The sequence below is a fragment of the Aeromonas sp. R7-1 genome (genome assembly GCF_040908115.1).
Classification (GTDB): domain Bacteria; phylum Pseudomonadota; class Gammaproteobacteria; order Enterobacterales; family Aeromonadaceae; genus Aeromonas; species Aeromonas caviae.
Genome location: NZ_JBFODD010000063.1, coordinates 1 through 25,407, shown reverse-complemented (window position 1 = coordinate 25,407; position 25,407 = coordinate 1). Strand labels below are relative to the sequence as shown.

The following is a 25,407-nucleotide window of genomic DNA, read 5'->3' as shown; positions in this document are numbered from 1 at the left end:
AAAACGCCGACTGGCAAACCCTAACCTTTACTGTAAGGGTAAGCTCAAGCCACATGATCCACTTTTTGCAGATGAAAAAACGGCGCCCGTTTGCTGCCAGAGAACAAACGGGCGCCGCCTTCAACTATTGCGCGGTATACGCGGCGACTCAGATACCGTACTGGGCGCGGTAAGCCTTCATGGCGGCCAGTTGCGCCGCCAGCTCCGGCTGTTCGGCCTGCTTCTCTTCCAGATACTGGATCAAGTCGCTCATCTGGATGATGGCGATGATGTGAGCGCCGTAGTCACGCTCCACTTCCTGAATGGCGGAGAGCTCGCCCTTGCCCTTCTCCTGACGGTCCAGCGCGATCAGCACGCCAGCCAGGGAGGCGCCGTTGGCCTGGATCAGATCCATGGATTCGCGGATGGCGGTGCCGGCAGTGATGACATCGTCCACCAGCATGATGCGCCCCTTGAGCGGGCTGCCCACCAGATTGCCACCCTCGCCGTGATCCTTGGCCTCCTTGCGGTTGAAGCACCAGGGCACGTCCACGTCGTGCTGCTCCACCAGCTGCACCGAGGTGGCGGAGGCGATGGGGATCCCCTTGTAGGCCGGGCCAAACAGCACGTCGAACTCGATGCCGGCATCCATCAGGGCGGCGGCGTAGAAGCGGCCGAGACGGGCCAGATCGCGGCCGCTGTTGAACAGGCCGGCGTTGAAGAAGTAGGGGCTTTTACGACCGGATTTCAGGGTAAATTCACCGAATTTGAGGACCTGCTTCTCCAGGGCGAACTCGATAAATTGACGCTGGTAGGCTTTCATTCTGGCTCCTTGCTTGGCTTGTCGTTGTCTTGTGTGGGGGTATAAAAAAACGCGGACAGTGCCGCGTTTTTAAAATCATGCAAGCGACTGCTTCTGCAGCGCAATGATGTCGGCGATGCCGCCCTTGGCGAGGGCCAGCATGGCCAGCAGCTCCTCGTGGGTGAAGGGTTCGGCCTCCGCGGTGCCCTGCACCTCGATGATGCGGCCATCTTCGGTCATCACCACGTTCATGTCGGTCTCGGCGGCGGAGTCTTCGATGTACTCCAGATCGCAGATTGCCTCCCCTTCGAACATGCCGACGGAGACGGCCGCGATCATCTGCTTGAGCGGGCTCTGTTTGATCAGCCCCTTCTCCACCATCCAGTTCAGCGCATCCACCAGCGCCACGCAGGCCCCGGTGATGGCGGCGGTACGGGTACCGCCGTCGGCTTGCAACACATCGCAGTCAACGGTAATGGTGTGCTCGCCCAGGGCGCTCAAGTCTACCGCCGCACGCAGGGAGCGGGCGATCAGGCGGGAGATCTCCAGGGTACGGCCGCTCTGCTTGCCGGAGGCCGCTTCGCGGTTCATCCGGGAGTGGGTGGAGCGCGGCAGCATGCCGTACTCGGCAGTGACCCACCCCTGCCCCTTGCCTTTGAGGAAGCGCGGCACGCTGGTGTCGACGCTGGCGGTGCAGAGCACGCGGGTGTGGCCGAATTCCACCAGCACGGACCCTTCAGCATGCTTGGTGAAGTGGCGGGTGATGGTTACCGGACGCACCTGGGCGGCGCTGCGATCGCTGGGACGGGACATGGGACTGACCTCTGGGCTGGCTGAATTGGCGCAGGAGTATAAGCGATCGCTACTCAAATATCAGCCGCTAAAACCACCTCGTCGGCTGACGGAGCAGGGCTGGCTGAGTATACTGGCCGCACACTTCATCAAGCCCGGAACAATCAATGATTCACAGCATGACCGCCTACGCCCGCAAGGAACTCAAGGGCGACTGGGGCACAGCCGTTTGGGAAATTCGTTCGGTCAACCAGCGCTATCTGGAGACCTACATTCGCCTGCCGGAACAACTGCGCAGCCTGGAGCCGGTTCTGCGCGAGCGCTTCCGCGCCAAGCTGCAGCGCGGCAAGGTGGAGTGCAACCTGCGCTTCGAGGCCGCCCAGGCCGCCGCCAGCCAGCTCCACATCAATGAAGAGCTGGCCAAACTCATCATCGAGAGCGCCAACTGGGTGATGAAAGAGGCGGGCCAAGGTCAGCTCAATCCGGTGGACGTGCTGCGCTGGCCGGGGGTCATGGCTGCCGCCGAGCAGGACATGGACGTGGTCGCCACCGAGCTGCTCGGCGGTTTCGATCTGACCATGGAAGATTTCCTCGCCTCCCGCGCCAGCGAAGGGGCCAACCTCAAGGCGCTGATCGAACAGCGCCTGGACGGCATCCAGGTGGAAGTGAAGAAGGTGCGCGTGCACCTGCCGCAGATCATCGAGTGGCAGCGCCAGAAGCTCGCCGACCGCCTGGCCGAAGCCAAGGTCGAGCTGGATCCGGCCCGCATCGAGCAGGAGATCGTGCTGCTGGCCCAGAAGATCGACGTGGCCGAAGAGCTGGATCGCCTGGAGATGCACATCAGCGAGACCATCAAGATCATGAAGAAGGGGGGCGCCTGCGGCCGCCGTCTCGACTTCATGATGCAGGAGTTCAACCGCGAGTCGAACACGCTGGGCTCCAAGTCGATCAACGCCGAGGTGACCCAGTCCGCCGTCGAGCTGAAGGTCCTCATCGAGCAGATGCGCGAGCAAATTCAAAACATCGAATGATCCCCCTCATCGATGCACCAGCCCCCGCCACCCGGGGGCTTTTTTATGCTCGTTTCCCGCAGCGCTCAGCCGCCTGACTGATGGCAGCCCCGAGCAAAGGGAGCCCGACATGTACCATCACGCAAAGAGGGTCTGCCATGCAGACCCTCTCCTTCTTTTCTATGCATCCCCCACCCGCGCAGGCTAGACCGGTGACTTCAGCCTTCGGCTGCGCAGCAGCAGGGGAAGCTGGTAGAGCACCAGAGCGCCCAGCACCAGGCCGGCACCAGCCAGCTTGGCGGGGCCCAGCGGTTCGTCATAGAAGAGGGTGCTCAGGATAAGAGTCCAGACCGGTTCGAGCAGCATCAGCAGGGCGGCATGGGCCGTGGTCATCCGGCTCAGGGCGTGGGTGAGCAGCCAGTAACGCAGAGTGGTGGCGATCAGGACGCTGGCCGCAAACCAGCCCCAGATACCAGTGCCGATGCTGGCGGGCCACTGCTCGGTCAGCAGGGAGAGCAGGGTGCCGAGCAGCCCGGTCACCGCCAACTGGATGCAGGTGAGCCAGGTAGGGGGAATGGACTGGGCGAAGTGGCGGTGCACCGCGAGCTGGACCCCCAGAGTGGCGGCCGCCGCCAGAAACCAGAACAGGGAGAGCGACACGCCCCAGTGGGTGCTGCTGGAGAGCAGCAGCAGACCCGCGACGGCCACGGGCAGAGTCAGCCAGTAGTGACGGCCGGGTCTGGCCTTGAAGGCGGCCCAGGCGGCAAGCGGCGCCATCAGGGTGGCCACGCTCATGATGAAGGCGCCACTGCCGAGCGCATCGCTCTGGCTGATGGCGGTAACCCAGAACAGCAGGCTGGCCCCGAGCAAGGTGCCGCACCCGGCGGCGCGCAGCAGTTGTGAGCCACTGGGGGGCGGCTCGCGCAACCAGGCGAGCGGCAACAGCAGCAGGGCGGCCAGCAGGAAGCGGCTGCCGATAAAGGCGGCGGTGGGCAGTTCGCGAATCGCCTCTTTCGAGAAGAGCCAGCCAGCGGCGGCCAGCAGGGTGACCAGTATCATCAACAGCAGGGGAGCGCGGTTCATCGGAGCATCACAGGGTCAGGGGCAAAGGGCAGAGCATAAAGGAAAGAGGCGCGGATTGTCTCCCGGGGTTTGGCAGACATGCTGGCGGGGCGGCCACCACGCCGCCCCGCCTCAGTCGTCACTTTCCAGGCTGGCGAGGCAATGGGAGAGGGTGCGCGCCAGCGCCCCCTGATTGCGCAGCACCACGGCGCGGGCCTGCTCCCCCATCTCGCGGCGAGCAGGTGCATCGCCGAGCAGGGTGCTCACCCGGTGGCCGAGCGCCTCGGCGTCCGCCACCACGGCCGCGCCCCCCTGGGCCACCAGCTGGCGGGTGATGTCGCTGAAGTTGAAATAGACGGGGCCGGTCAAGCAGGGTTTGCCCAGCGCCGCCGGTTCCAGCAGGTTGTGACCGCCCACGGGCACCAGGCTGCCACCGACAAAGGCGAGATCCGCCGCCGCCAGCATCAGCGGCAACTCGCCCATGGTGTCACCCAGGTAGATCTTGTCGCTCTCGCCGACCGCACTGCCCGCCGTACGCCGCACGCAACCGTAGGGGGCGCACAGCTCGGCCACCCGTTCGAAACGCTCGGGATGGCGCGGCACCAGGATCAGCAGGGCGGAGGGGTGGGCCTTGAGCACCCGATCGAAGGCGGCCAGCACCTGCTCGTCTTCCCCCTGGTGGGTACTGGCGGCGATCCATACAGGTCGTGCCTCCCCCAGTTGCTGGCGCAGGGCACGGCCCCTGGCCTGCACCTCGTCGCCAAACTGGATGTCGAACTTGATGGATCCGGTCACCGCCAGCCGGTTGCGCGCTATGCCCAGCCGATGGAAGCGATCCGCATCGTCCTGATGCTGGCACAGCAGGTGGGTCAGCGGGCGGCTCAGGGCATCGAAGGCACCCTGGAAGCGACCATAGCGCTGACAGGATCGCTCCGAGAGGCGGGCATTGAGGATGGTCACCGGCAGGTGGCGTGCCTCGCAGGCCGCCAGCCAGTTCGGCCATAGCTCGGTCTCCATCACCCAGAGGGCGCGGGGCTTGACGGTGCTCAGAAACGCCGAGACGGCCCAGGGATAGTCGAGAGGCGCATAGCGGTGCACCACCAGATCCCCGAGCTTGGCCGCCTGTTCGGCGCCGGTGCGGGTGGTGGTGGTGAGCAGGATGGGCAGCTCGGGGCGCTCGGCCTTGAGGGCGCGGATGAAGGGGGTGATGGCCAGGGTCTCCCCCACGCTCACCGCATGGATCCAGAGGGGAGCCTCCTGTCCGGTCGGCGGCAATCGTCCCAGATGCTCGGCCCAGCGCGCCCCGAAGCCGGGCTTGCCTTTTTTGGGCTTGTAGAGCGCCAGCAGCGCCAGGGGCAACCCCAGGTGGATCAGCAGGTTGTAGAGCAACCGGTAGATCATGCTAGCTATTACCTGGTTCAGCAGCAGAGGATTCCACCGGCTGCCGCACTATGGTCAGATCTGCCGTTTCACCACGCTCCAGCCGATTTCCCGCCTCGATGACCTGTTCCGGCATCAGCTCGATCAGGCACTTGAGGTGGCCGAACTTGCAGGTGCGCTTGAAGCAGGGGCGGCACTCGATGTCGGTGTGGACGATCTCGACCCTGTCCGCCAGCGGTGGGGTATAGAGGGGCGAGGTGGAACCGTAGACGCCGATCAGCGGCCGGTTGAGGGCGGCCGCCACGTGCATCAGGCCCGAGTCGTTGGCGATGACCCGACCGGCCAGCGCCATCAGGTCGATCGCCTCGTGCAGGCTGGTCTTGCCCGCCAGCACGTGGCAGTTGGGGCGTGACAGGGGGTTGATCCGATCGCGGATGGTGTTGGCCACGTCCACGTCCTTGCCCGAGCCGAAGATCCATACCTGCCATCCCTCGTCGAGGTGCTTTTGCGCCACCACGGCGTAGTGCCCCTCCGGCCAGCGTTTGGCCGGGCCGAACTCGGCCCCCGGACAGAGCACCAGCACAGGGCGGGCACGATTCAGGCCGAGCCGCTCCAGCGCCTTGCCCTGGTTGATGAGATCCACGTGCAGGGAGGGATGGGGAATAGCGGGAATGTCGTCCCGACTCTTCATCTGCCCCTTGGGATAGGCCAGAGCCACATAGCCTTCCACCATCAGCGGAAAGGCCTGCTTGTTGCTGCGCATGTCGTTGAGCAGACCGAAGCGGTGCTCTCCCTTCCAGCCGGTGCGCACCGGGATCCTGGCAAACCAGGGGATGAGGGCCGACTTCATGGAGTTGGGCTGGATGATGGCCTGATCGTACTGCTCGGCGGCCAGCTGCTTGCCAAGGCGGCGGCGTGCCCCCAGCTTGAAGTCACCGTGGCCAAGCGGCATGGGGATGGCCTTGTCCACCTCGGGCATGCGCTCCAGCAGCGCAACGCACCAGGCCGGCGCCATCACATGGAGCTCGCTGCCCGGGTGGTTGCTCTTGAGCGCCTTGTAGAGGCTCTGGGACATCACCATGTCGCCGACCCAGGAGGGGCCGATCACCAATATCTTCATCGCGCGTCTTCTCTCGGGACTGGCCCGGCTGTTGATCGTTACTGGGCGAGATTATGCCCCAAGAAAGGCCGAAGAAATAACAGAAGATACCCGTCTGCCCCCGCAAAACGCCTCCCTGGCAGGATCCGCTCCCCCGCGCATCCCTCCTGAGGCCCTCTTCCACCCGGACACGGCGTGCCCTGGGCCACCGACTGCCGGGTAGCAGAGATCCCCCTTCCCCCGCATTCAAAAGCGGGCCCACCGGGCCCTCGGGTCATGCCCCGCGCGGGGTTTTAGGCTAGAATGGGCGCCAATCCGAGCATGACCCGCCCGCCGGGTGCCAACAAGAGTCCCTTGCCTGTGAAAAAACCGACCCTGGCGGCCGTCCTGATCGTCAAGAACGAAGCCGACAACCTCCGTGCCTGCCTCGCCTCCCTCGAAGGCCTGGCGGATGAAATCGTCATTCTCGACTCCGGCAGTCAGGATGACACTCCGGCCATCGCCGCCGAATTTGGCGCCCGCTTCTTCGTCAACACCACCTGGCCCGGTTTCGGCCGTCAGCGCCGCCTCGCCCAGTCCCATGTCCAGTCGGAGTGGGTGCTGTGGCTGGACGCGGACGAGCGGCTCACCCCCGAACTCAGGGAAGCCATCCAGGGGGTCATGGCCAACCCGGCCAGCGACACCATCTACTCCATCCCGCGGCTCTCCTGGGTGTTCGGTCGCTTCATCCGCCACAGCGGCTGGTACCCGGATCGGGTGCTGCGCCTCTACCCCAAGGCGCTGACCGGCTACAACGAGGCGCTGGTACACGAGAAGGTGGAGGTGCGCGCCAACATGAAGATCGTCAACCTGCACGGCGACCTCCTCCACTACACCTACCGGGATCTGGAACACTACCTGGTCAAATCCGCCGGCTATGCCCGCGCCTGGGCCGATCAGCGCACCGCCCGCGGCAAGAAGGGATCCCTCGGCCAGGGGCTGGTCCACGCCGTCGGCTGCTTCCTCAAGATGTACCTGCTCAAGGCCGGTTTCCTCGACGGCAAGCAGGGCCTGCTGCTGGCCATCCTCTCCGCCCACTCCACCTTCGTCAAATACGCCGATCTCTGGGTTCGCCAGCAGCCCCAGCAGCCGAAATAGGGCATCGCCCCACAGATCTCATTCATGACTCACCCCTTGTTCCAGCGGGACAAGGGGTGAACCCCATTGCCATGGAGCGGGCGCAGCCCTCGCGGGGCCGCTCACGGCGCAAACCTGGGCGCCACGGACGAAAACTGGCCGCTATAAGCCGAATGCATGGATATTGGCAACATGACCCGACTCCGGCTTATACCGACAGGTTTCCCCTGCCCGGGGCCCGGGCAGGCCCGTCAAGGGGGCTGTCGGGAGCCACGCCCGGTAGGCCGGTCTGCCAGCAGGGCGCATCCCCATACAAGACAGGGCCCCGTGGGGCCCTGTCTGTATGTTCTGTGTGCACTCTCAGCGCTCGGCGCGCCAGAAGGGCGGCGCCCAGCGGGCGATCTCTGCCGCCATGGCCTTGGGATCGAGCTGGCTCATGTCCTCCGGGTGGTCGCTGTCTTCCGGCGGGCTGAAGGGCAGATGGCGCCCCTCGCCGTTGAGCGGCCGCCAGCGCAGCGGCGTCGCCGAACGGTGTGCCGGGAAGAAACCGACGGTCGGCACGTCCATGGCCGCGGCGATGTGCAGGGGCCCCGTGCTGCCCGCCACGAACAGGGCGGCGTTGGCCATCACCTGGCAGAACTTCGGCAACCCCTCGTCGGAACGATAGATCCAGCCGTTGCCCCCATGGGCCAGCAATTCGGCCGCCAACTGCTCCGCCTTCCCCTCCTCCCCCGGGCCTGCCGTCAGCACGCACTGCAACTCGGGACAGGCCTGGTTGAGCTTGATGATGAGGCGCGAGTACTGCTCGATGGAGAGGTTGTTGGCCGAGCCGCCGCTGCCCGCATGCACCATCAGCCAGGGGCGGCTGGCGTCGAGCCTGAGACGGGCGGCAACCTGCTCGCGCACCTGCAGCAGGCTCTCGGGGTCGAAGTCGAGGTAGGGGCCCTGTGGCTCTACCACGGTCTGATGCTGATCGGCGAGGAAGCGGCGCACCAGATCCAGGTTGTATTCGTACTCCGGCTTCTGGGAGCGGGAGCGGCGCTGCACCAGGCGCTGGTTGTAGAGTACCTGGGCCAGCTTGGTGGCGGGGGCCAGCCGGTAGGGAATGTGCGCCTTCCACACCAGCTTGGCATTGCGGGTGTTGGAGAAGAGGCAGATGGAGGCATCGAAGGCGGCCGCCTTGATGCGCGCCAGCAGGGCGCGTTGCTGCTCCTTGTCGGCCCGGGCACCCGGATCCAGGATGATCTCGTCGATCCAGGGGCAGAGGCGGGCCAGGGGCGCCGTGTAGGCGGGAACCAGGGCAGTCACATGACACTCCATGGAGCGCTTGAGCATGGCAAAGCTCGGCCACGCCAGCATGAAGTCACCAATCTTGTCATTGCGGACTACCAGAATACGTTTCATAAAAAATCCCTATGCTCCCTGTCACCAGCGAAGGAGGCTTGATGCGCGATGCGGGTATTCTTGCCTGATGCAGGGCGATTCTCAAGCGAAGACGCCACGGGGCTCCGATTTGTGCGACCCCGGCCGCCGATCAGCGCCAGAAATCCGCGCCATCCCGGTCGCGACAAACCGGCAACAGCCCCTATAATGCGACCAGTTTTCCGGTTTCAGGAGTCAGCAGCATGACCAACAAGGTAATCTATCCCGGCACCTTCGATCCCATCACCAACGGCCATACCGATCTCATTGGCCGCGCCGCCAGACTGTTCGACGAGGTGGTGGTCGGGGTGGCCAACAGCCCGAGCAAACGGCCGCTGTTCGATCTCGAGGAGCGCGTTCAGCTGGCTAGGCAGGTGACGGCTCACCTGCCCAACGTCAAGGTGGTGGGCTTCTCCGGCCTGCTGGTGGATTTTGCCAGGGAGCAGCAGGCCAACGTGCTGATCCGCGGCCTGCGCGCCGTCTCCGACTTCGAATACGAGTTCCAGCTCGCCAACATGAACCGTCGCCTGATGCCTACCCTGGAGAGCGTCTTCCTTACCCCGGCGGAGGAGAACTCCTTCATCTCCTCCACCCTGGTGAAGGAGGTGGCGCTGCACGGAGGTGACATCCACCAGTTCGTCGACCCCCTGGTGGCCCAGGCCATTGCCGCCAGACAGCAGCGCTAATCCCCTCCCCTGATGGGCAGAAACGAACAAGGGCTACCCCCGGGTAGCCCTTGTTGCATCAACGCACTGCACGCCTAGCTGCGGGCAAACTGCTGGCGGATCGCTAGCACCAGCTGATCGAGCCACTCGTAACGGCGCCGGTACATGGCCCGCTTCTTGGCGGCCACCTCCTCCAGCGGCTTGCGCACTACGGGTTGCAGCCGCACGAAGTTGGCGTCCTGATCGAGGGCGCCAAACTCCTGCCACAGCTCGTCGTAGTCCGCCTGCAGGCAGGCTTTCTTCTTCTTGCTATACCGTCTTGCCTGGAAGATGTGGGCCTTCATGCGCACCGCACAGACCCGGTGGGCCCCCATGGCCCCGGCCAGCGCCATCACCAGCATCACCACCAGCGACTTGGGTCTCAGACCCTGACCCGCCCGGGTCAATGCCCGCACCTGCTCCTGGGGCTGCTCGACACAGGGCTCTGGCCCCTGCACCGACCCGATCACCAGGGCCAGCTCCTGTTCGTTGCCCGCCAGGGAGAAGGCACAGCTGTAGAGTCGCTCCCCCCGCGCGTTGACGATGGAGAGGGCCAGCTCCGCCTCCCTGCGGAAGGTGCCGTCGTGACGCAGCACGATGCGCCAGCCGCCATCGGGATAATGGCCCAGCACTATCCCCTCCCCCAGATAGAGCGGGTCGATGAGCTCGGGGTACAGGCCCAGCAGCAGGCGGTAGTGATCCTCCACCATCTTGACCCGCTGGTTCACCGTCGAGCAGGCGAAGCGATAGGGGCGCATCGGCTTGTCGAGCAGCTCGGGGTGGCGGGCGGGAAGCGCCCGCAGGGGGGCGCTCTGGAACAGCTCGAACACCCGGTTCAACTGCGCACGGTAGAGCAGACTGCGCAGCAAAAACTTGCCGCGATTGAAGGTCTTGCGGGCGCTGTCTTCGGGATAGAGGAAGCGGGCCATATCGTGGGCACAATAGTGCCCCTGCCGGGATAAATGTTCCCAGTCTATTGATTTAGCTGTCATTTTATTACCTCGCAGCCTGAACTGGCGAGATAGTAGTCATGGGCTGACGCCGCTTCAACAGACCGGAAATACTCTCTTACAACTTGGCCGGTTCCGGCTCAAAAATCCCGCTTTCAGCGTTGGCAGTGGGAGCAGAACACCGTGGTTCGCTGGCCCATCTTCACCTCGGTGAGCAGGGTGTGGCAGTGGAAACAGGGCTGGCCGCCACGGCCGTAAACCTGCAGCTGCTGGACGAAATAGCCCGGCTTGCCGTCGGCGCTGGTGAAATCCTTGAGGGTGGTGCCCCCCTGGCGAATGGCCTCGGCCAACACCCGCTTGATCTCGCTCACCAGGGTGCCCAGCCGCTCGGCGCTGATGTTGCCCGCCGCCCGCCTGGGATGAATGCCGGCGGCATAGAGCGCCTCGTTGGCGTAGATGTTGCCTACCCCGACCACCACGTGGTTGTCCATCAGGAACTGCTTGATGGCGGTGCTGCGCCCCTTCGCCCGCTCCCGCAGGTAATCGGCATGGAAGGCGTCGGTGAGGGGTTCCGGCCCCAGCTTGGCGAGCAGGGCATGGGCCTCGGCCGGTTCGCGGGTCCACAGCAGGGCGCCAAAACGGCGCGGATCGTTGAGCCGCAGCAGCTTGCCGTTGGCCAGCTCGATATCCACATGATCGTGCTTCTCGGCCGGGGTGCCGATGTCCAGCACCCGCAGGCTGCCGGACATCCCGAGATGCAGGATGGCGGTGCCGAAGTCGGTCTCCAGCAACAGGTATTTGGCGCGGCGGCTGACGCGGTGGATGACGAGATCCACCAGCTCCTGGATCTCGCCGGGCACGGGCCAACGCAGGCGGCCGTCCCGCACCACCACGCGGGTCACCTTGATGCCGGTAAGCCAGGGGGAGATGCCCTGGCGGCTGACTTCGACTTCCGGTAATTCAGGCATGGGCGATCTCTCGTTCTCGTTCAGGGAATGGGACGCATCAGGTCACGGTATTGCGCCTGACTCAGGCTGAGCCAGGTCGAGGAGGGCAGCAGAGCGGCAAACTTGCCGTCGTCCTGATAGAGCCCGACTTCCACCGGATCACTCTGTCCGGCGATCCAGATCTTGAGGGTCACCGGGGTGCCGCGCACGGGCTCGCCGGGGGGCAGCAGCCAGCCTTGCCACATCTCGATGCGGGCCGCCAGCTGGGCGCTGCCAAGCCCCAGATCCGGCGCGCTGCGCCAGCCCTGGCCGATACGCTCTATCTGCCAGCTCGGCCCCTGCCAGGTCAGCACCACGGCGCTCTCCGGCAACAGCGGACGCGCGCGTTTGGCACTGTTCTCCTGCTGGGCCTGCTCCAGTCGGTGCAACAGGGTAATGACGATCAACACGACCACGATGATCACGTTGTTCCAGCCTTTGCGGCTCAGTTTGAACATGGCTAGCCTCCCTTCGAATCGGCAGTGTACTGAATTCCAGCCATAAAAAAACCCGGCACGAGGCCGGGTTTTTGCAGCGAAACCAAGTAATTACTTGATTTTGCCTTCTTTGTAGATCACATGCTGACGAATCACGGGATCAAATTTCTTGATCTCCATTTTTTCGGGCATGGTGCGCTTGTTCTTGGTAGTGGTATAGAAGTGACCAGTACCGGCGCTGGAGTTCAGGCGAATCTTATCGCGAATACCTTTAGCCATGATCTAATTCCTTATACCTTAACGCCGCTGGCACGCAGTTCAGCCAGAACCACTTCAACGCCGCGCTTGTCGATGATACGCATGCCTTTTGCGGATACGCGCAGGCTCACGAAGCGTTTTTCACTCTCAACCCAGAAACGGTGAGTGTGCAGGTTCGGCAGGAAACGACGCTTGGTAGCGTTGTTAGCGTGCGAACGGTTGTTACCAACTGCCGGGCGCTTGCCGGTTACTTGGCATACTCTAGACATGTCAGTCTCTCCAAATCTTACTTCATTGCTCGAGCAAATATCTGCCCCGCTGGCCTTCGATTGCGGGGCAAACAGAAGGCGGCATTTTATACAGCATCCGTGATCAAAGATCAACTAATACAGTGCCAGAGCCCAGTCACAACCAACCACGCTCTGCGAAAGAAACCGTGATGCCATCACCGATCACCAGGTGATCAAGCACTCTGATATCGACCAGGGCCAGGGCGGCCAGGATCCGATCCGTGATCTGGCGGTCCGCCCGACTGGGCTCGGCCACGCCGGACGGGTGATTATGCGCCAGAATCACGGCGGCTGCATTATGTTTGAGCGCGATCTGCACGATTTCTCTGGGCCAGACGCTCGCCGAGTCGAGGGTGCCGTAAAAAAGTTCGACAAACCGGATGACCCTATGCTGGTTGTCTAGCAGCAGCAGGGCGAACACCTCCCGCCCCCGATCCCGCAACTGGGCTTGCAGAAAGTCACGGGTAAGCCCGGGCGAGGTGAGCGCCTCTCCCCGTTGCAACTGTTCGGCCAGATGGCGCCGCCCCATCTCCAGCACCGCCTGCAACTGGGCATACTTGGCAGGTCCCAGCCCGTGAGCGCCACAAAAATCCTGCTGCTCGGCTCCCAGCAGTGCCCGCAGGGAACCAAACTGCTGCAACAACTGGCGAGAGAGATCCACCGCACTCAACCCGCTGACCCCGGTGCGCAGGAAGATGGCCAGCAGTTCGGCATCGGAGAGCGTCGCCGCCCCTCGGCGCAGCAGCTTTTCCCTCGGGCGCTCCTCTTCCGGCCACTCCTTGATGCTCATTTGTCTCTCCCTCATAACTATTGAGAGAAAACATAGCAAAGAATCCCGCGAGCCCGACCACAACTCCCCCATGTCAGCCTCTGTCGCCACCCATTGCCTGTGCTATCTTAGCCGACCAGTCAGAGTGAGCCGGAAGAGAAGCAGCAGATGAGATTGGCCGATAAACGCATCCTGTTGGGTGTCAGTGGTGGGATCGCCGCCTACAAGAGTGCCGAACTGGTACGTCGCCTGAAAGATCAGGGGGCCGAGGTGCGAGTGGTGATGACCAGCTCCGCCAAGGAGTTCATCACCCCGCTGACCCTGCAAGCCGTCTCAGGCCACCCGGTGGCCGACAGTCTGCTCGACCCGGCTGCCGAGGCGGGCATGGGCCACATCGAGCTGGCCAAGTGGGCCGATCTGGTGCTGATCGCCCCCGCCAGCGCCAACCTGATGGCCCGCATGGCCGCCGGCATGGCGGACGAGCTGCTCACCACCCTCTGCCTTGCCACCCCGGCGACTATCGCCCTGGCGCCAGCCATGAACCAGCAGATGTACCGCAACGCCGCCACCCAGGCCAACCTCCAGACCCTCGCCGAGCGCGGCATTCAGCTGTGGGGGCCAGACTCCGGCAGCCAGGCCTGCGGCGATGTAGGCCCGGGCCGGATGCTGGATCCCCTGGAACTGGTGGAACGCTGCTGCCAGCAGCTCGCCGCCGAACCGCTCCTGACCGGCGTCAGGTTGCTGCTCACCGCCGGGCCGACCCGGGAGGCGCTGGATCCGGTGCGCTATATCAGCAACCACAGCTCCGGCAAGATGGGCTACGCCATCGCCCGCGCCGCGCGCGAAGCGGGCGCGGAGGTGACCCTGGTGAGCGGCCCGGTGGCACTGGCCACCCCGGCCGGCGTTACCCGCATCGATGTGGAGAGTGCCCTGCAGATGCACGAAGCGGTGATGAGCCGGGTCGGTGAGTGCGACCTCTTTATCGGCTGCGCTGCCGTCGCCGACTACCGTCCCGCCCAGGTGGCCGAGCAAAAGATCAAGAAGACCGGCGACAACGACCAGATGCAGCTGACCCTGGTCAAAAACCCCGACATCATCGCCGATGTGGGGGCGTTGTCAGACAAACCCTTCACCGTCGGATTTGCCGCCGAAACCGTGGATGTGGAACAATACGCCCTCGACAAACTTCGACGTAAGCGGCTGGACATGATCGCCGCCAACGATGTGTCCCGTGCAGGCCAGGGCTTCAATGCCGATGACAACGCCCTGACCGTCTTCTGGCAAGGGGGTCAAGCCGCCCTGCCCTTGGCCGATAAGCTGACGCTCGCCCGTCATCTTGTCGCCCTGATTGCACGCCATTATCGACCCTGAGCCCATTGCACATGCCGGGAGCCCCAGGCTCCTGCAGTACCACCCGATCGCCAGGCGATCCAATTGAAAAAGATTCATGACGACACAAATTGAACTGAAAATCCTGGATGCCCGCATCGGCACCGACTTCCCGCTGCCCGCTTACGCCACACCGGGCTCCGCTGGCATGGACTTGCGCGCCCTGCTGGATGCCCCGCTGACCCTGGCCCCAGGCGACACCACGCTGGTGCCGACCGGGCTGGCCATTCACATCCAGGATCCGGGTCTGTGCGCCACCATCCTGCCCCGCTCCGGCCTCGGCCATAAGCACGGCATCGTGCTGGGCAACCTGGTCGGCCTCATCGACTCCGACTACCAGGGTCAGTTGATGGTCTCGGTCTGGAACCGTGGCAACGACAGCTTCACCATGCAGCCTGGCGAGCGCATCGCCCAGCTGGTGATCCTGCCGGTGGTACAGGCCAGCTTCCAGCTGGTCGACGAATTCAATCAGAGTGAACGGGGTGAAGGCGGGTTTGGTTCTTCTGGTCGCCAATAACAAGACCACACGGCCCCCTGGGGCACGTGCCAAATAATAGAATCAAGCCATTGTTTTTTTAGGGGAATCCATGGCAAGCAGTAACCAGAAACAGAGTCGGCGCGATCAGATCCTGCAGGCACTCGCCCACATGCTGGAAACCAGCCCGGGCCAGCGCATCACCACGGCACGCCTCGCGGCCGAGGTGGGCGTGTCCGAGGCGGCCCTCTACCGGCATTTTCCCAGCAAGGCGAGGATGTTCGAAGGGCTGATCGACTTTATCGAGGATTCCCTGCTGTCACGGGTCAACCTGATCATGGCCGAAGAGAAGGACACCATGGCCCGCTGCCATCACATACTGCAGCTGCTGCTGGTGTTCGCCGAGCGCAACCCCGGCATCACCCGCATTCTCAATGGCGATGCCCTGCTGGGCGAACACGATCGGCTGCGGGATCGCATCAGCATCCTGTTCGACAAGCTGGAGACCCAGATCAAGCAGGTACTGCGCGAGAAACGGCTGCGGGAAGGCCAGGGCTTCCAGCTCGACGAGACCATGCTGGCCAACCTGCTGCTGGCCTATACCGAGGGCCGCATCAGCCAGTTCGTCCGCTCGGAGTTCAAAATCAAGCCCACTGCCGGCTTTGAAGATCAGTGGCAGTTTATCCGCAGCCAGCTGCTGCAAAGCTGAGCCAGCAGACCGCATCAACCAATGCACGTCCCGCTCCGAGTTCACAATCAAGCCCACTGCCGGGTTTGAAGATCAGTGGCAGTTTATCCGCAGCCAGCTGCTGCAAAGCTGAGCCAGCAGACCGCATCAACCAATGCACGTCCGCTCCGAGCTCACAATCAAACCCACCGCCGGGTTTGAAGATCAGTGGCAGTTCATCCGCAGCCAGCTGCTGCAAAGCTGAGCCAGCAGACCGCATCAACCAATGCACGTCCGCTCCGAGCTCACAATCAAACCCACTGCCGGGTTTGAAGATCAGTGGCAGTTTATCCGCAGCCAGCTGCTGCAAAGCTGAGCCAGCAGACCGCATCAACCACTGCACGTCCGCTCCGAGCTCACAATCAAGCCCACTGCCGGGTTTGAAGATCAGTGGCAGTTTATCCGCAGCCAGCTGCTGCAAAGCTGAGCCAGCAGACCGCATCAACCAATGCACGTCCGCTCCGAGTTCACAGTCAAACCCACCGCCGGGTTTGAAGATCAGTGGCAGTTCATCCGCAGCCAGCAGCTGCAAAGCTGAGTGCGTACATGCCCAGCGTCCCTGCGCCAGCAGGGTTGTGACAAAACGGGAGGCCTTGGCCTCCCTTGCTTTTTGTGGCACAAAAGAAGAGACAAGCACCAGATGCGACCCAGCTTGTCGCGCTCAAGTGTTAGATTCATCTGCCATAAATCTTCACACCAACAGGACATCCTATGGAACCCGAGATCATTACCGAAGCACAGACCTGGCTGACCAACAACCAGGGGCTGATCATCGAGTATGCGGTCAACATCGCCGCCGCCCTGATCACCCTGCTGGTCGGTTACATTGCAGCCAACCTTCTCAGCGGTGGCGTGGTCAAGGTGATGCAGACCCGCAAGCTGGACACCACCGTCACCCACTTCGTCGGCAGCATCCTCAAATACACCATCCTGGTGTTCGTGGTGATCGCCGCCCTGGGCCGGGTCGGGGTGCAGACCGCCTCCTTCGTCGCCATTATCGGTGCCGCCGGTCTGGCCATCGGTCTGGCGCTGCAGGGCTCTCTCTCCAACTTTGCCGCCGGTTTCCTGCTCATCATCTTCCGCCCCATCAAGGCAGGGGAATTTATCGAGGTGGCAGGCACCAATGGCGTTGTGCAATCGGTCCAGCTCTTCACCACCACCCTCACCTCCGGTGACAACAAGATGGTGGTAGTGCCGAACTCCGCCATCCTCAACGGCACCATCGTCAACTACTCGCGCATGGATACCCGCCGCGTCGACATGACCTTCGGCATCGGCTACGGCTCCGACCTGCGCAAGGCCAAACAGATCCTGGAGCGGCTGGTGAGCGAAGAGCCCCGCATCCTGAAGGAGCCGGCAGCCACCATTGCCGTTGCCGCGCTGGCCGACTCCTCAGTCAACATCGTGGTGCGTCCCTGGGTCAAGACCGGTGATTACTGGGGTGTCTGGTTCGACTTCCACGAGAAGGTGAAGCTCACCTTCGACGCCGAGGGCATTGAGATCCCCTTCCCCCAGCGTGTGGTCCACATGCAGAAGACGGCGGATTGATCCTCGGTGTGCGTTCTCCAGTGCCAGCCTTCGGGCTGGCACTGTCGTTTCTGCCTTGCTGTGACATGAAAAAAACCGGCCACAGGCCGGTCTTGCGCACCAGATAGCACCGCGTTCTCACCCCAGCCGACGTGCGACCCGGTTGAGCAGGGGCTGCATCAGCACATAGCCCCCCAGCACTGCACCGATCACCGCCAGCACGCGGATCTCCAGCGTCGGCGCCGCATTGGCCAGCGTCAGGGTCAGCAAACCGATGAGGCCGGTGGCGATCAGGCTCAGGGCAAACAGGGATAACAGGGCTTTCATCTCGATCTCCTCATTCCACACCATTGATTCCATACCTTGGCCATCCCTGGGAGATCTCGTCCATTCGGCTCATATGGTAGCCAGCGTCTGTTGCCCGCCATTTGCGCCTGCTCAAAAAACCGTCCGATGAGCGTCTGTTGAATACCCTTTTATCTGTCACGCCAGCTTTCCAGCGCCACGGCCGTGCTCCCCTTGAAATGAAAGCCTTTTCAACCCGAACAAGCATGCGCGAACGCAAGATCCCGGGGTACTGGGTGACTCATAATCGCACTGTTTTGGTTGTACACTCCCTCGTTGCAGACAATTGGTAATGCTCTGTTACACGGGGCGCACGGAGTGCCCGGTATAATGCTCGCATAATAAGGTTTGGCGGGAGCCTTGCCTGCAAGGTTCAAACACAACTTGGAAGACTGATAATCCTATGAAAAATATCAATCCAACCCGGACCCAGGCCTGGCAGGCACTGGAAGCCCATTTTGCAGCCAACAAGGAGATGCGTCTCAAGGATCTGTTCGCACAGGATCCCAAGCGTTTTGACAAGTTCTCCCTCACCTTCGGTGGCGACATCCTGGTCGACTACTCCAAGAACCTGATCACCGAAGAGACCCTCAAGCTGCTGGTGAACCTGGCTGGCGAGACCGATCTGCGCAGCGCCATCGACGCCATGTTCAACGGCGACAAGATCAACATGACCGAAGGGCGCGCCGTACTGCACACCGCCCTGCGCAACCGCTCCGACCGTCCCATCGAGGTTGACGGCAAGGACGTGATGCCGGAAGTGAACGCCGTACTGGCCAAGATGAAGGGCTTCTGCGAGAAGGTCATCGGTGGCGAGTGGAAGGGCTATACCGGCAAGGCCATCCAGCACGTGGTCAACATCGGCATTGGTGGCTCCGATCTGGGCCCCGTCATGATCACCGAGGCCCTGCGCCCCTACAAGAATCACCTGGAGATGCACTTCGTCTCCAACGTCGACGGCACCCACATCGCCGAGACGCTCAAGAAGATCGATCCGGAAACCACCCTGTTCCTGGTCGCCTCAAAGACCTTCACCACCCAGGAGACCATGACCAACGCCCTGACCGCCCGCGACTGGTTCCTCGGTCACGCCGGTGACAAGGCTCACGTGGCCAAGCACTTCGCCGCCCTGTCGACCAACGGCAAGGCCGTGGCCGAGTTTGGCATCGACACCGACAACATGTTCGAGTTCTGGGACTGGGTCGGCGGCCGCTACTCCTCCTGGTCCGCCATCGGCATGCCCATCGCCCTCTCCCTCGGCTTCGAGCACTTCGAGGCCCTGCTGCAAGGCGCCTTCGAGATGGACATGCACTTCGCCACTGCCGCCTATGAGCAGAACGTGCCCGTACTGCTGGCCCTGATCGGCCTGTGGTACAACAACTTCCATGGCGCCGAGTCCGAAGCCATCCTGCCGTACGATCAGTACATGCATCGCTTCCCTGCCTACTTCCAGCAAGGCAACATGGAGTCCAACGGCAAGTACGTGGATCGCGACGGCAATCCGGTTGACTACCAGACCGGTCCCATCATCTGGGGTGAGCCGGGTACCAACGGCCAGCACGCCTTCTACCAGCTGATCCATCAGGGCACCAAGCTGATCCCCTGCGACTTCCTGGCGCCGGCCATCAGCCATAACCCCATCGGTGACCACCATCCGAAGCTCCTGGCCAACTTCTTCGCCCAGACCGAGGCCCTGGCCTTCGGCAAGAGCAAGGAAGCGGTGGAGGCCGAGTTCCTGGCCGCCGGCAAGACGCTGGAGCAGGTCAAGGATCTGGTGCCGTTCAAGGTGTTCGAAGGCAACCGCCCGACCAACTCCATCCTGTTCAAGCAGCTGACCCCGAAAACCCTCGGCTCCCTGATCGCCATGTACGAGCACAAGATCTTCGTACAGGGCGCAATCTGGAACATCTTCTCCTTCGACCAGTGGGGTGTGGAGCTGGGCAAACAGCTGGCCAACAAGATCCTGCCGGAGCTGGGCACCGATGAGGCCGTCACCAGCCACGACGGCTCCACCAACGGCCTGATCAACACCTGGAAAGCCTGGAAGGCCTGATTGCTCCCGCCCTCCAGAATGCAAAAGCCCCGCTCGATGAGCGGGGCTTTTTTATAGGCTTCAATCTGTCTGTTTGCATCATCCGGACGACAGGCCAGGTGTCTAAGCCAGCCAGTAACGGGGATCGTCATCCCCGCCCCTTCCGATGCCGCTCAGCGAAGGCTTAACCGCCGACGGCAATACGCTTCATGTCCTTCATGTAACCACGCAGGGTCTGGCCGATCTTCTCGATCGGGTGGTTGCGGGTCGCTTCGTTGGCAGCCAGCAAGGCCAGGTTGTCCACCGCCTTGCTCTCGGCACGGGCACTGCCCAGGTCCCCTGCTTGCAGGGTCGGCATGAAGTGCTCGCGCAACAGCGGCACGGCGGCGTTGGCGAACAGGTAGTTGCCGTACTCCGCGGTATCGGAGATGACCACGTTCATCTCGTACAGACGCTTGCGGGCGACGGTGTTGGCGATCAGCGGCAGCTCGTGCAAAGACTCGTAGTAGGCGGACTCTTCATAGATGCCGGAGGCCACCATGGTTTCGAACGCCAGCTCGACACCCGCCTTGACCATGGCCACCATGACCACGCCATTGTCGAAGTACTCCTGCTCGGCGATCTTGCCGGCATAGGCAGGGGCATTCTCGAAGGCGGACTTGCCGGTCTCTTCGCGCCAGCCGAACAGCTTGGCATCGTCTTCGGCCCAGTCAGCCATCATGCCGCGGGAGAACTCGCCGGCGATGATGTCATCCATGTGCTTCTCGAACAGCGGACGCATCAGGGTGCGCAGTTGCTCGGAGAGCTCGAAGGCACGCAGCTTGGCCGGGTTGGAGAGACGGTCCATCATCAGGCTGATGCCACCCTGCTTCAGGGCCTCGGTGATGGTCTCCCAGCCGAACTGGATCAGCTTGCCGGCATAGGCCGGGTCGGTGCCCTCGGCAACCAGCTTGTCGTAGCAGAGCAGGGAACCGGCCTGCAGCATGCCGCACAGAATGGTCTGCTCGCCCATCAGGTCGGATTTCACTTCCGCGACGAAGGAGGATTCCAGCACGCCGGCACGGTCGCCACCGGTAGCAGAGGCCCACGCCTTGGCGATGGCCATGCCCTCACCCTGGGGATCATTCTCCGGGTGGACGGCGATCAGGGTCGGTACGCCGAAACCACGCTTGTACTCTTCACGCACTTCGGTGCCCGGGCATTTGGGTGCAACCATCACGACGGTGATGTCGGAACGGATCTGCTGACCCTCTTCCACCACGTTGAAGCCGTGGGAGTAGCCCAGAGCGGCGCCCTGCTTCATCAGCGGCATCACGGTTTTGACTACGTCGGAGTGCTGCTTGTCCGGAGTCAGGTTCAGCACCAGATCGGCGGTCGGGATCAGATCTTCATAGGTGCCGACCACGAAGCCGTTGTCGGTGGCCTTCTGCCAGGAGGCGCGCTTCTCGGTGATGGCGGCCTTGCGCAGGGCGTAGGAGATGTCCAGCCCGGAGTCGCGCATGTTCAGACCCTGGTTCAAGCCCTGGGCGCCACAGCCCACAATCACCACCTTCTTGCCCTTCAGCACGTTGCAGCCGTCCGCGAACTCTTCGCGCTGCATGAAACGACACTTGCCCAGTTGGGCCAACTGCTGACGCAGGTTCAAGGTGTTGAAATAGTTAGCCATGGTGATTGCTCCGTTCGATTGATTCCATGCCGGATAGCGGCGTTGTCGAAACCACTATAGCGCGGGACACTTATTGCCTGAACTGATATATTCGAAACAGTACGTTGCAGGAATTGAAATATGATTTCCCGCAATCTCCCGCCGCCGAGCCATCGTGCTACAGGGCGCCTGACAACGCCGCAGGAATAAAAAGATGGACCTTCGCAATCTCGAACTGTTTCTCCACCTCGCCGACTCCCTCCACTTCGGCAAAAGCGCCGATGCCATGGCGGTCAGCCCCTCCACCCTGAGCCGCGCCATCCAGCGACTGGAACAGGAGACCGGCTGCGTGCTGTTCGAGCGGGACAACCGCTCGGTGCGGCTCACCCCTGCTGGTGACAAGCTGCGGGAGTTTGGCGGTGCCTTGCTGCTGGAGTGGCGCCAACTCAAACAGGAGCTCAAGCGCAGCGACGAGCCGCTGCAAGGGCGGCTGCGGGTGTTCTGCTCGGTCACCGCCAGCTACTTTCTGCTGCCCGAGGTACTGGAACGCTTTCGTCGCCGTTATCCCCAGCTGGAGATCAAGCTGGAGACCGGCGACCCGGCACTGGCAGTGGATAAGATCCTGGCTGACGAAGCCGATCTCGCCATCGCAGCGAGGCCGGATGCGCTCTCGTCCAAGCTGGAATTCGCCAGCCTGCAACAAGTCCCTCTGGTGTTCATCGCCCCCCGCAATGCCCCCCAGCAGGGTCAGTGGTTCCCCCAGGGCGAACCTGACTGGGAGCGCCTGCCGCTGATCCTCTCCGAACAGGGGCTGGCCCGAAAGCGCTGTGATCAATGGTTTCGCAACAAGGGGATAGCTCCCAACATTTATGCAGAAGTGGCGGGCAACGAGGGCATCGTCGCCATGGTGGCCCTCGGCTTCGGTGTAGGTGTCGTGCCTGCCGCCGTCATCGATCACAGCCCCATGGGGGACAAGGTGCGTGTGGTCGAGCCCAAACCGGCGCTCAAGGCGTTCGACGTCGGTATCGCCGTGCTCAAGAAGCGGCTGGAAGAGCCGCTGATCCGCGCCTTCTGGGATACTGCACGCGGCCAGGGAGGCCTTCGCTGATCCGGCAGGCGTCAGAGCCACAGTGAGTGTCAAATGTATCAGTATGAAAGTGGGGGAGAAGAGGGGACACTGGCCGGCACCATCCAGCCACCATCAAGGAATAGAGCGTGAGCCAGCATCTTGTCGAAATCCGCAGTGCCATCCTGTTCGCAGAATATCTGCAAAGCCTCGGGGTCCAGCGCCATGAACTCGATCGGGAGCAGGAGATCTATCTCCAGGACAGGCACCTCGCCACGGTGCAATGCATTCAGGGGGAGCTGCGCTTTTATCTGCGCGCCAGCGCACTGGCCAGATCGTGATCCGCAATCGGTCACAGAACCCGCACGCAAAGCGTATTAGACTGGCACCATCCGTCCCCCTCGCCCCGGGGGCCACCACGAGGAGTGCCCATGAAACAAAGCGGCCTGGATCGGCTCTTCAAACCTCACTCGATCGCCGTCATCGGCGCCTCCAGTGATCCGCAGAAGGCAGGCCATGTGGTCATCCGGCACCTGCTGGCGGGTCAGTTCCAGGGCCCTATACTACCCGTAGCCCCCCGCAGCCAGGCCGTCGCTGGCGTGCTCGCCTATCCGGACATAGAGAGCCTTCCCCTCTCCCCCGATCTCGCCATCGTCTGTACCCGGCGCGAACGGGTACTGCCGCTCATCGAGGAGCTCGGCAAGAAAGGAACCGGAGCCGCCATCATACTGGCCGCCCAGTTCTCCACTGACGAGCGCCTGCGGCTCAAGCATCTGTGCCAGCAATACGGCATCCGGCTGCTCGGCCCCAACAGCATGGGCATGCTGCTCCCCGGGCAGGGTATCAACGCCAGCTTTTCCCCCATTGCAGCGACTCCGGGACAGGTGGCGTTTCTCTCCCAGTCGGCAGCGGTCAGCACCACCATCCTGGATTGGGCCAAGCAGCGCGAAATCGGCTTCTCGGCCTTCATCTCCCTGGGCGATCATTGCGACATCGACTTTGGCCAACTGCTGGATCAGCTCTCCCGGGACGGGACGACCCGCGCCATCCTGATCTACATGGACAAGCTGCACGATGCCAGGCACTTTCTCTCCGCCGCCCGTGCCGCCTCGCGCAACAAACCCATCCTGATCCTCAAGAGCGGTCGGCACGACCCGGCCAACGGTCTCGACAATGTCTATGATGCCGCCATCCGCCGGGCTGGCATGCTGCGCGTCCGGGATACCCACGAACTGTTTGCTACTGTCGAGACCCTGAGCCACTCCCTGACCCTCAAGGGGGAGCGGCTCGCCATCCTCTCCAACGGGCGCGGCCTCGCCAACATGGCCGCAGACGTACTGCTGTCTCGGGGAGGCAAGCTGGCGATGCCACCCCTCGACATCGGCAGCGATGCAGATATCGAGGCCTACAAGAGTACACTCGAGACGCTGCTCCAAGGGGACAGTGCCGATGCCATCCTGCTGATCCATGCACCGTCCCTCACCGCCCGAGGTGTCACCCTCGCCAGCAGCCTGATCGACTTCATCAAGCAGCATCCCAGGGCCAGACGATTCAACATCCTGACCAACTGGGCAGGCGAATACTCCGCCCAGGAGGGGAGACGCCTGTTCAACGAGGCGGGCATCCCGACCTATCGCACCCCGGAAAGCGCCGTCACGGCCTTCATGCACATGGTGGAATATCGCCGCAACCAGAAGCAGTTGATGGAAACACCAGCCTCCCTGCAGGGCGACAGGCTCGATGTCGAGCGCTGCCAGCAGCTCCTTGGGCAAGCGCTGGACCGTCAGCAGCGGGTACTGGATACCCACCTGGCCCACCCCATCTTGCAGGCAGCCGGGCTATCCACCCTCGCGACCTGGATCGTTTCCGATGCCATCGAGGCCGCACTGACTGCAGAACAGATCGGCTACCCCGTAGCGATGAAGCTGCGATCTCCCGACATCGCCCACAAATCCGATGTACACGGTGTCATGCTGAACCTGCGCACCTCGGCGGAAGTCGCCCAGGCGGCGGATGCCATTCTGGACAGGGTACGTCAGCACGATCCTGGCGCCCGCATAGAAGGGCTTCTGGTACAACGCATGGCACGCCGCAGTGGGGGTCTGGAGCTGCGGATCCGCTTGCAACAGGATCCGGTCTTCGGCCCCGTCATCCTGCTCGGGGAATCCGGTGCCGAGCCCCGCGAGATGGTCGCGGCACTCCCTCCCCTCAACCAGGCACTGGCTCGCTACCAGATCATTGGTGCCCTCAAGGATGGCAAGATCCGCGAGCAGGCCAGTCCGGTACGGCTCGATATCGACGCCCTCGGCCAGGTGCTGTGCCAGCTCTCCGAGCTGCTGCTGGCCTTCCCCGAGATACAAGAACTGGATCTGCACCCGCTGCAAGCCTGTGGCGAAGAGATGGTGATCCTGGATGCCCGGCTCGTCTTGGCAGAGCGAGGACAACAAGTGCTGCCACTGGCCATTCGCCCCTATCCCACCGAGCTGGAAGAGGGTGCCTGGCTGAAAGATCAGAGTCATGTGCTGCTGCGCCCCATCCGCCCCGAAGACGAGCCGGCCCACAAGCAGTTCGTGCGGCAGGTGTCTGATGAAGACAGGTACAAACGCTTTTTCGCCGACGTGGGGGAGCTGGGACATGAGGAGCTGGCCCGCATGACCCAGATCGATTATGACCGGGAAATGGCCTTCGTCGCCGTGGGTCAGGACGGCCCTTTCAGCCAGCAGATCCTGGGAGTGGTGCGAGCCATTGCCAGCCCGGATCAATCGGATGCGGAGTTTGCCATCCTGGTCCGCTCGGACTTGAAAGGGCTCGGACTCGGCAAGTTGATGATGGAAAAGATCGTGCGCTATGCCAGAGAGCGTGGCATAGGCCAGCTCTCTGGCATGACCATGCCCAGCAATCGCGGCATGATCAATCTGGCCAAACGGCTCGGTTTCAAGATCGATATTCAGCTGGAAGATGGGATAGTCAATATGGAGCTGCCCTGTGCTGATCAGGTTGTATAACGATACAATTGTGGTGGTAAATCAACCAGATATGGATGGATAACGTGAATTTCAGGCAATAAAAAACCCCGCTCGAGTGAGCGGGGTTCTTCGTGTTGGGTGCCTGGCAGTGTCCTACTCTCGCATGGCGAATGCCACAC

Annotated in this window: 25 protein-coding genes and 3 pseudogenes; 14 read left to right on the top strand and 14 right to left on the bottom strand. The window is 62.7% G+C overall.

Annotated elements, in window-relative coordinates; translation table 11 throughout:
* Positions 1-148: 148 nt before the first annotated feature.
* Together pyrE and rph are read right to left on the bottom strand one after the other, a co-directional pair.
* Positions 149-802, bottom strand: a complete 654-nt coding sequence (pyrE, locus tag AB5Y51_RS18580) for an orotate phosphoribosyltransferase (RefSeq protein WP_368178945.1) — start codon at positions 800-802, stop codon at positions 149-151.
* A 75-nt stretch (positions 803-877) separates the two neighbouring features.
* On the bottom strand, positions 878-1,594 hold the full coding sequence (gene rph, locus AB5Y51_RS18575) for a ribonuclease PH (RefSeq protein WP_010676103.1): 717 nt from the start codon (positions 1,592-1,594) through the stop codon (positions 878-880).
* A 146-nt stretch (positions 1,595-1,740) separates the two neighbouring features.
* On the opposite strand from rph, the gene AB5Y51_RS18570 reads away from it, so the two are divergent.
* On the top strand, positions 1,741-2,604 hold the full coding sequence (locus tag AB5Y51_RS18570) for a YicC/YloC family endoribonuclease (protein ID WP_368178943.1): 864 nt from the start codon (positions 1,741-1,743) through the stop codon (positions 2,602-2,604).
* 183 nt (positions 2,605-2,787) lie between these two features.
* On the opposite strand, the gene AB5Y51_RS18565 is transcribed toward AB5Y51_RS18570, so the two are convergent.
* The 3 genes from AB5Y51_RS18565 to waaF form a co-directional block, all read right to left on the bottom strand.
* Complete coding sequence (locus tag AB5Y51_RS18565) at positions 2,788-3,666, bottom strand: DMT family transporter (protein WP_049636086.1); 879 nt, start codon at positions 3,664-3,666, stop codon at positions 2,788-2,790.
* A 111-nt stretch (positions 3,667-3,777) separates the two neighbouring features.
* Positions 3,778-5,046, bottom strand: a complete 1,269-nt coding sequence (waaA, locus tag AB5Y51_RS18560) for a lipid IV(A) 3-deoxy-D-manno-octulosonic acid transferase (protein ID WP_368178942.1) — start codon at positions 5,044-5,046, stop codon at positions 3,778-3,780.
* A 1-nt stretch (position 5,047) separates the two neighbouring features.
* Positions 5,048-6,145, bottom strand: a complete 1,098-nt coding sequence (gene waaF / locus AB5Y51_RS18555) for a lipopolysaccharide heptosyltransferase II (protein ID WP_010676107.1) — start codon at positions 6,143-6,145, stop codon at positions 5,048-5,050.
* A 339-nt stretch (positions 6,146-6,484) separates the two neighbouring features.
* Here waaF and AB5Y51_RS18550 point away from each other — a divergent pair, with 339 nt between their 5' ends.
* Positions 6,485-7,261, top strand: coding sequence for a glycosyltransferase family 2 protein (locus AB5Y51_RS18550; RefSeq protein WP_223955976.1), 777 nt, complete (start codon positions 6,485-6,487; stop codon positions 7,259-7,261).
* Positions 7,262-7,600: 339 nt separating this feature from the next.
* Here AB5Y51_RS18550 and AB5Y51_RS18545 read toward each other — a convergent pair whose 3' ends face one another.
* Complete coding sequence (locus tag AB5Y51_RS18545; protein WP_041214218.1) at positions 7,601-8,644, bottom strand: glycosyltransferase family 9 protein; 1,044 nt, start codon at positions 8,642-8,644, stop codon at positions 7,601-7,603.
* Positions 8,645-8,865: 221 nt separating this feature from the next.
* On the opposite strand from AB5Y51_RS18545, the gene coaD reads away from it, so the two are divergent.
* A complete protein-coding gene (gene coaD, locus AB5Y51_RS18540; protein ID WP_010676110.1) occupies positions 8,866-9,348 on the top strand; it encodes a pantetheine-phosphate adenylyltransferase in 483 nt (160 codons plus the stop codon).
* Between the two features lie 74 nt (positions 9,349-9,422).
* Here the strand turns inward: coaD and AB5Y51_RS18535 are convergent, their stop codons facing one another.
* The 6 genes from AB5Y51_RS18535 to radC form a co-directional block, all read right to left on the bottom strand.
* Positions 9,423-10,295: a VirK/YbjX family protein gene (locus AB5Y51_RS18535; protein ID WP_368178957.1), complete on the bottom strand. Its 873-nt coding sequence runs from the start codon at positions 10,293-10,295 to the stop codon at positions 9,423-9,425.
* 176 nt (positions 10,296-10,471) lie between these two features.
* Entirely contained in the window at positions 10,472-11,284 is an 813-nt protein-coding gene (gene mutM / locus AB5Y51_RS18530) for a bifunctional DNA-formamidopyrimidine glycosylase/DNA-(apurinic or apyrimidinic site) lyase (RefSeq protein WP_010676112.1), read from the bottom strand.
* A gap of 20 nt (positions 11,285-11,304) precedes the next feature.
* Positions 11,305-11,760: a hypothetical protein gene (locus AB5Y51_RS18525; protein ID WP_042016396.1), complete on the bottom strand. Its 456-nt coding sequence runs from the start codon at positions 11,758-11,760 to the stop codon at positions 11,305-11,307.
* A 90-nt stretch (positions 11,761-11,850) separates the two neighbouring features.
* On the bottom strand, positions 11,851-12,018 hold the full coding sequence (gene rpmG, locus AB5Y51_RS18520; protein WP_005323752.1) for a 50S ribosomal protein L33: 168 nt from the start codon (positions 12,016-12,018) through the stop codon (positions 11,851-11,853).
* Between the two features lie 11 nt (positions 12,019-12,029).
* Positions 12,030-12,266 carry a 50S ribosomal protein L28 gene (gene rpmB, locus AB5Y51_RS18515; protein WP_005307492.1) on the bottom strand — a complete coding sequence of 79 codons (237 nt, stop codon included), beginning with the start codon at positions 12,264-12,266 and terminating at the stop codon, positions 12,030-12,032.
* Between the two features lie 136 nt (positions 12,267-12,402).
* Entirely contained in the window at positions 12,403-13,077 is a 675-nt protein-coding gene (gene radC, locus AB5Y51_RS18510) for a DNA repair protein RadC (protein WP_039040991.1), read from the bottom strand.
* A gap of 147 nt (positions 13,078-13,224) precedes the next feature.
* Between radC and coaBC the strand changes: the two genes are divergently transcribed.
* From coaBC to AB5Y51_RS18475, 7 genes and pseudogenes are all read left to right on the top strand, one after another.
* Positions 13,225-14,427: a bifunctional phosphopantothenoylcysteine decarboxylase/phosphopantothenate--cysteine ligase CoaBC gene (gene coaBC / locus AB5Y51_RS18505; RefSeq protein ID WP_368178940.1), complete on the top strand. Its 1,203-nt coding sequence runs from the start codon at positions 13,225-13,227 to the stop codon at positions 14,425-14,427.
* Positions 14,428-14,503: 76 nt separating this feature from the next.
* Positions 14,504-14,962 (top strand): dUTP diphosphatase, encoded by a 459-nt coding sequence (dut, locus tag AB5Y51_RS18500; RefSeq protein ID WP_010676116.1) that lies wholly within the window; start codon positions 14,504-14,506, stop codon positions 14,960-14,962.
* A gap of 70 nt (positions 14,963-15,032) precedes the next feature.
* Entirely contained in the window at positions 15,033-15,629 is a 597-nt protein-coding gene (gene slmA, locus AB5Y51_RS18495; protein WP_010676117.1) for a nucleoid occlusion factor SlmA, read from the top strand.
* Between the two features lie 10 nt (positions 15,630-15,639).
* A pseudogene (locus AB5Y51_RS18490) lies at positions 15,640-15,741 on the top strand (nucleoid occlusion factor SlmA); the annotation flags it as partial.
* Between the two features lie 138 nt (positions 15,742-15,879).
* Positions 15,880-15,963: pseudogene (locus tag AB5Y51_RS18485) on the top strand (nucleoid occlusion factor SlmA); the annotation flags it as partial.
* Positions 15,964-16,101: 138 nt separating this feature from the next.
* Positions 16,102-16,185 (top strand): annotated as a pseudogene (locus tag AB5Y51_RS18480) (nucleoid occlusion factor SlmA); the annotation flags it as partial.
* 173 nt (positions 16,186-16,358) lie between these two features.
* Entirely contained in the window at positions 16,359-17,195 is an 837-nt protein-coding gene (locus AB5Y51_RS18475) for a mechanosensitive ion channel domain-containing protein (RefSeq protein ID WP_039040993.1), read from the top strand.
* 117 nt (positions 17,196-17,312) lie between these two features.
* On the opposite strand, the gene AB5Y51_RS18470 is transcribed toward AB5Y51_RS18475, so the two are convergent.
* Positions 17,313-17,501, bottom strand: a complete 189-nt coding sequence (locus AB5Y51_RS18470; protein WP_029314882.1) for a hypothetical protein — start codon at positions 17,499-17,501, stop codon at positions 17,313-17,315.
* 421 nt (positions 17,502-17,922) lie between these two features.
* Here AB5Y51_RS18470 and pgi point away from each other — a divergent pair, with 421 nt between their 5' ends.
* Positions 17,923-19,572, top strand: coding sequence for a glucose-6-phosphate isomerase (pgi, locus tag AB5Y51_RS18465; protein WP_039040994.1), 1,650 nt, complete (start codon positions 17,923-17,925; stop codon positions 19,570-19,572).
* A gap of 163 nt (positions 19,573-19,735) precedes the next feature.
* On the opposite strand, the gene ilvC is transcribed toward pgi, so the two are convergent.
* Positions 19,736-21,217, bottom strand: coding sequence for a ketol-acid reductoisomerase (gene ilvC, locus AB5Y51_RS18460; RefSeq protein ID WP_041214215.1), 1,482 nt, complete (start codon positions 21,215-21,217; stop codon positions 19,736-19,738).
* A 193-nt stretch (positions 21,218-21,410) separates the two neighbouring features.
* Here ilvC and ilvY point away from each other — a divergent pair, with 193 nt between their 5' ends.
* The 3 genes from ilvY (at position 21,411) to AB5Y51_RS18445 (ending at position 25,267) form a co-directional block, all read left to right on the top strand.
* Positions 21,411-22,304: an HTH-type transcriptional activator IlvY gene (gene ilvY, locus AB5Y51_RS18455; RefSeq protein WP_368178938.1), complete on the top strand. Its 894-nt coding sequence runs from the start codon at positions 21,411-21,413 to the stop codon at positions 22,302-22,304.
* Positions 22,305-22,411: 107 nt separating this feature from the next.
* Positions 22,412-22,603, top strand: coding sequence for a hypothetical protein (locus tag AB5Y51_RS18450; RefSeq protein WP_010676124.1), 192 nt, complete (start codon positions 22,412-22,414; stop codon positions 22,601-22,603).
* 90 nt (positions 22,604-22,693) lie between these two features.
* The gene (locus AB5Y51_RS18445) at positions 22,694-25,267 is read left to right on the top strand and encodes a GNAT family N-acetyltransferase (protein ID WP_368178936.1); all 2,574 of its coding nucleotides are present in this window, start codon (positions 22,694-22,696) and stop codon (positions 25,265-25,267) included.
* Positions 25,268-25,407: the final 140 nt, after the last annotated feature.

What these genes read in the sequence shown, in the direction of transcription:
- coaD (WP_010676110.1), top strand. Translation starts at nt 8,866, where the DNA reads ATGACCAACAAGGTAATCTATCCCGGCACCTTCGATCCCATCACCAAC.
- waaA (WP_368178942.1), bottom strand. Translation starts at nt 5,046, where the DNA reads ATGATCTACCGGTTGCTCTACAACCTGCTGATCCACCTGGGGTTGCCC.
- AB5Y51_RS18570 (WP_368178943.1), top strand. Translation starts at nt 1,741, where the DNA reads ATGATTCACAGCATGACCGCCTACGCCCGCAAGGAACTCAAGGGCGAC.
- rpmG (WP_005323752.1), bottom strand. Translation starts at nt 12,018, where the DNA reads ATGGCTAAAGGTATTCGCGATAAGATTCGCCTGAACTCCAGCGCCGGT.
- AB5Y51_RS18475 (WP_039040993.1), top strand. Translation starts at nt 16,359, where the DNA reads ATGGAACCCGAGATCATTACCGAAGCACAGACCTGGCTGACCAACAAC.
- pyrE (WP_368178945.1), bottom strand. Translation starts at nt 802, where the DNA reads ATGAAAGCCTACCAGCGTCAATTTATCGAGTTCGCCCTGGAGAAGCAG.
- ilvC (WP_041214215.1), bottom strand. Translation starts at nt 21,217, where the DNA reads ATGGCTAACTATTTCAACACCTTGAACCTGCGTCAGCAGTTGGCCCAA.
- dut (WP_010676116.1), top strand. Translation starts at nt 14,504, where the DNA reads ATGACGACACAAATTGAACTGAAAATCCTGGATGCCCGCATCGGCACC.
- waaF (WP_010676107.1), bottom strand. Translation starts at nt 6,145, where the DNA reads ATGAAGATATTGGTGATCGGCCCCTCCTGGGTCGGCGACATGGTGATG.
- pgi (WP_039040994.1), top strand. Translation starts at nt 17,923, where the DNA reads ATGAAAAATATCAATCCAACCCGGACCCAGGCCTGGCAGGCACTGGAA.
- AB5Y51_RS18545 (WP_041214218.1), bottom strand. Translation starts at nt 8,644, where the DNA reads ATGAAACGTATTCTGGTAGTCCGCAATGACAAGATTGGTGACTTCATG.
- rph (WP_010676103.1), bottom strand. Translation starts at nt 1,594, where the DNA reads ATGTCCCGTCCCAGCGATCGCAGCGCCGCCCAGGTGCGTCCGGTAACC.
- ilvY (WP_368178938.1), top strand. Translation starts at nt 21,411, where the DNA reads ATGGACCTTCGCAATCTCGAACTGTTTCTCCACCTCGCCGACTCCCTC.
- coaBC (WP_368178940.1), top strand. Translation starts at nt 13,225, where the DNA reads ATGAGATTGGCCGATAAACGCATCCTGTTGGGTGTCAGTGGTGGGATC.
- AB5Y51_RS18470 (WP_029314882.1), bottom strand. Translation starts at nt 17,501, where the DNA reads ATGAAAGCCCTGTTATCCCTGTTTGCCCTGAGCCTGATCGCCACCGGC.
- AB5Y51_RS18445 (WP_368178936.1), top strand. Translation starts at nt 22,694, where the DNA reads ATGAAACAAAGCGGCCTGGATCGGCTCTTCAAACCTCACTCGATCGCC.
- AB5Y51_RS18565 (WP_049636086.1), bottom strand. Translation starts at nt 3,666, where the DNA reads ATGAACCGCGCTCCCCTGCTGTTGATGATACTGGTCACCCTGCTGGCC.
- slmA (WP_010676117.1), top strand. Translation starts at nt 15,033, where the DNA reads ATGGCAAGCAGTAACCAGAAACAGAGTCGGCGCGATCAGATCCTGCAG.
- AB5Y51_RS18535 (WP_368178957.1), bottom strand. Translation starts at nt 10,295, where the DNA reads ATGGCCCGCTTCCTCTATCCCGAAGACAGCGCCCGCAAGACCTTCAAT.
- rpmB (WP_005307492.1), bottom strand. Translation starts at nt 12,266, where the DNA reads ATGTCTAGAGTATGCCAAGTAACCGGCAAGCGCCCGGCAGTTGGTAAC.
- AB5Y51_RS18525 (WP_042016396.1), bottom strand. Translation starts at nt 11,760, where the DNA reads ATGTTCAAACTGAGCCGCAAAGGCTGGAACAACGTGATCATCGTGGTC.
- mutM (WP_010676112.1), bottom strand. Translation starts at nt 11,284, where the DNA reads ATGCCTGAATTACCGGAAGTCGAAGTCAGCCGCCAGGGCATCTCCCCC.
- radC (WP_039040991.1), bottom strand. Translation starts at nt 13,077, where the DNA reads ATGAGCATCAAGGAGTGGCCGGAAGAGGAGCGCCCGAGGGAAAAGCTG.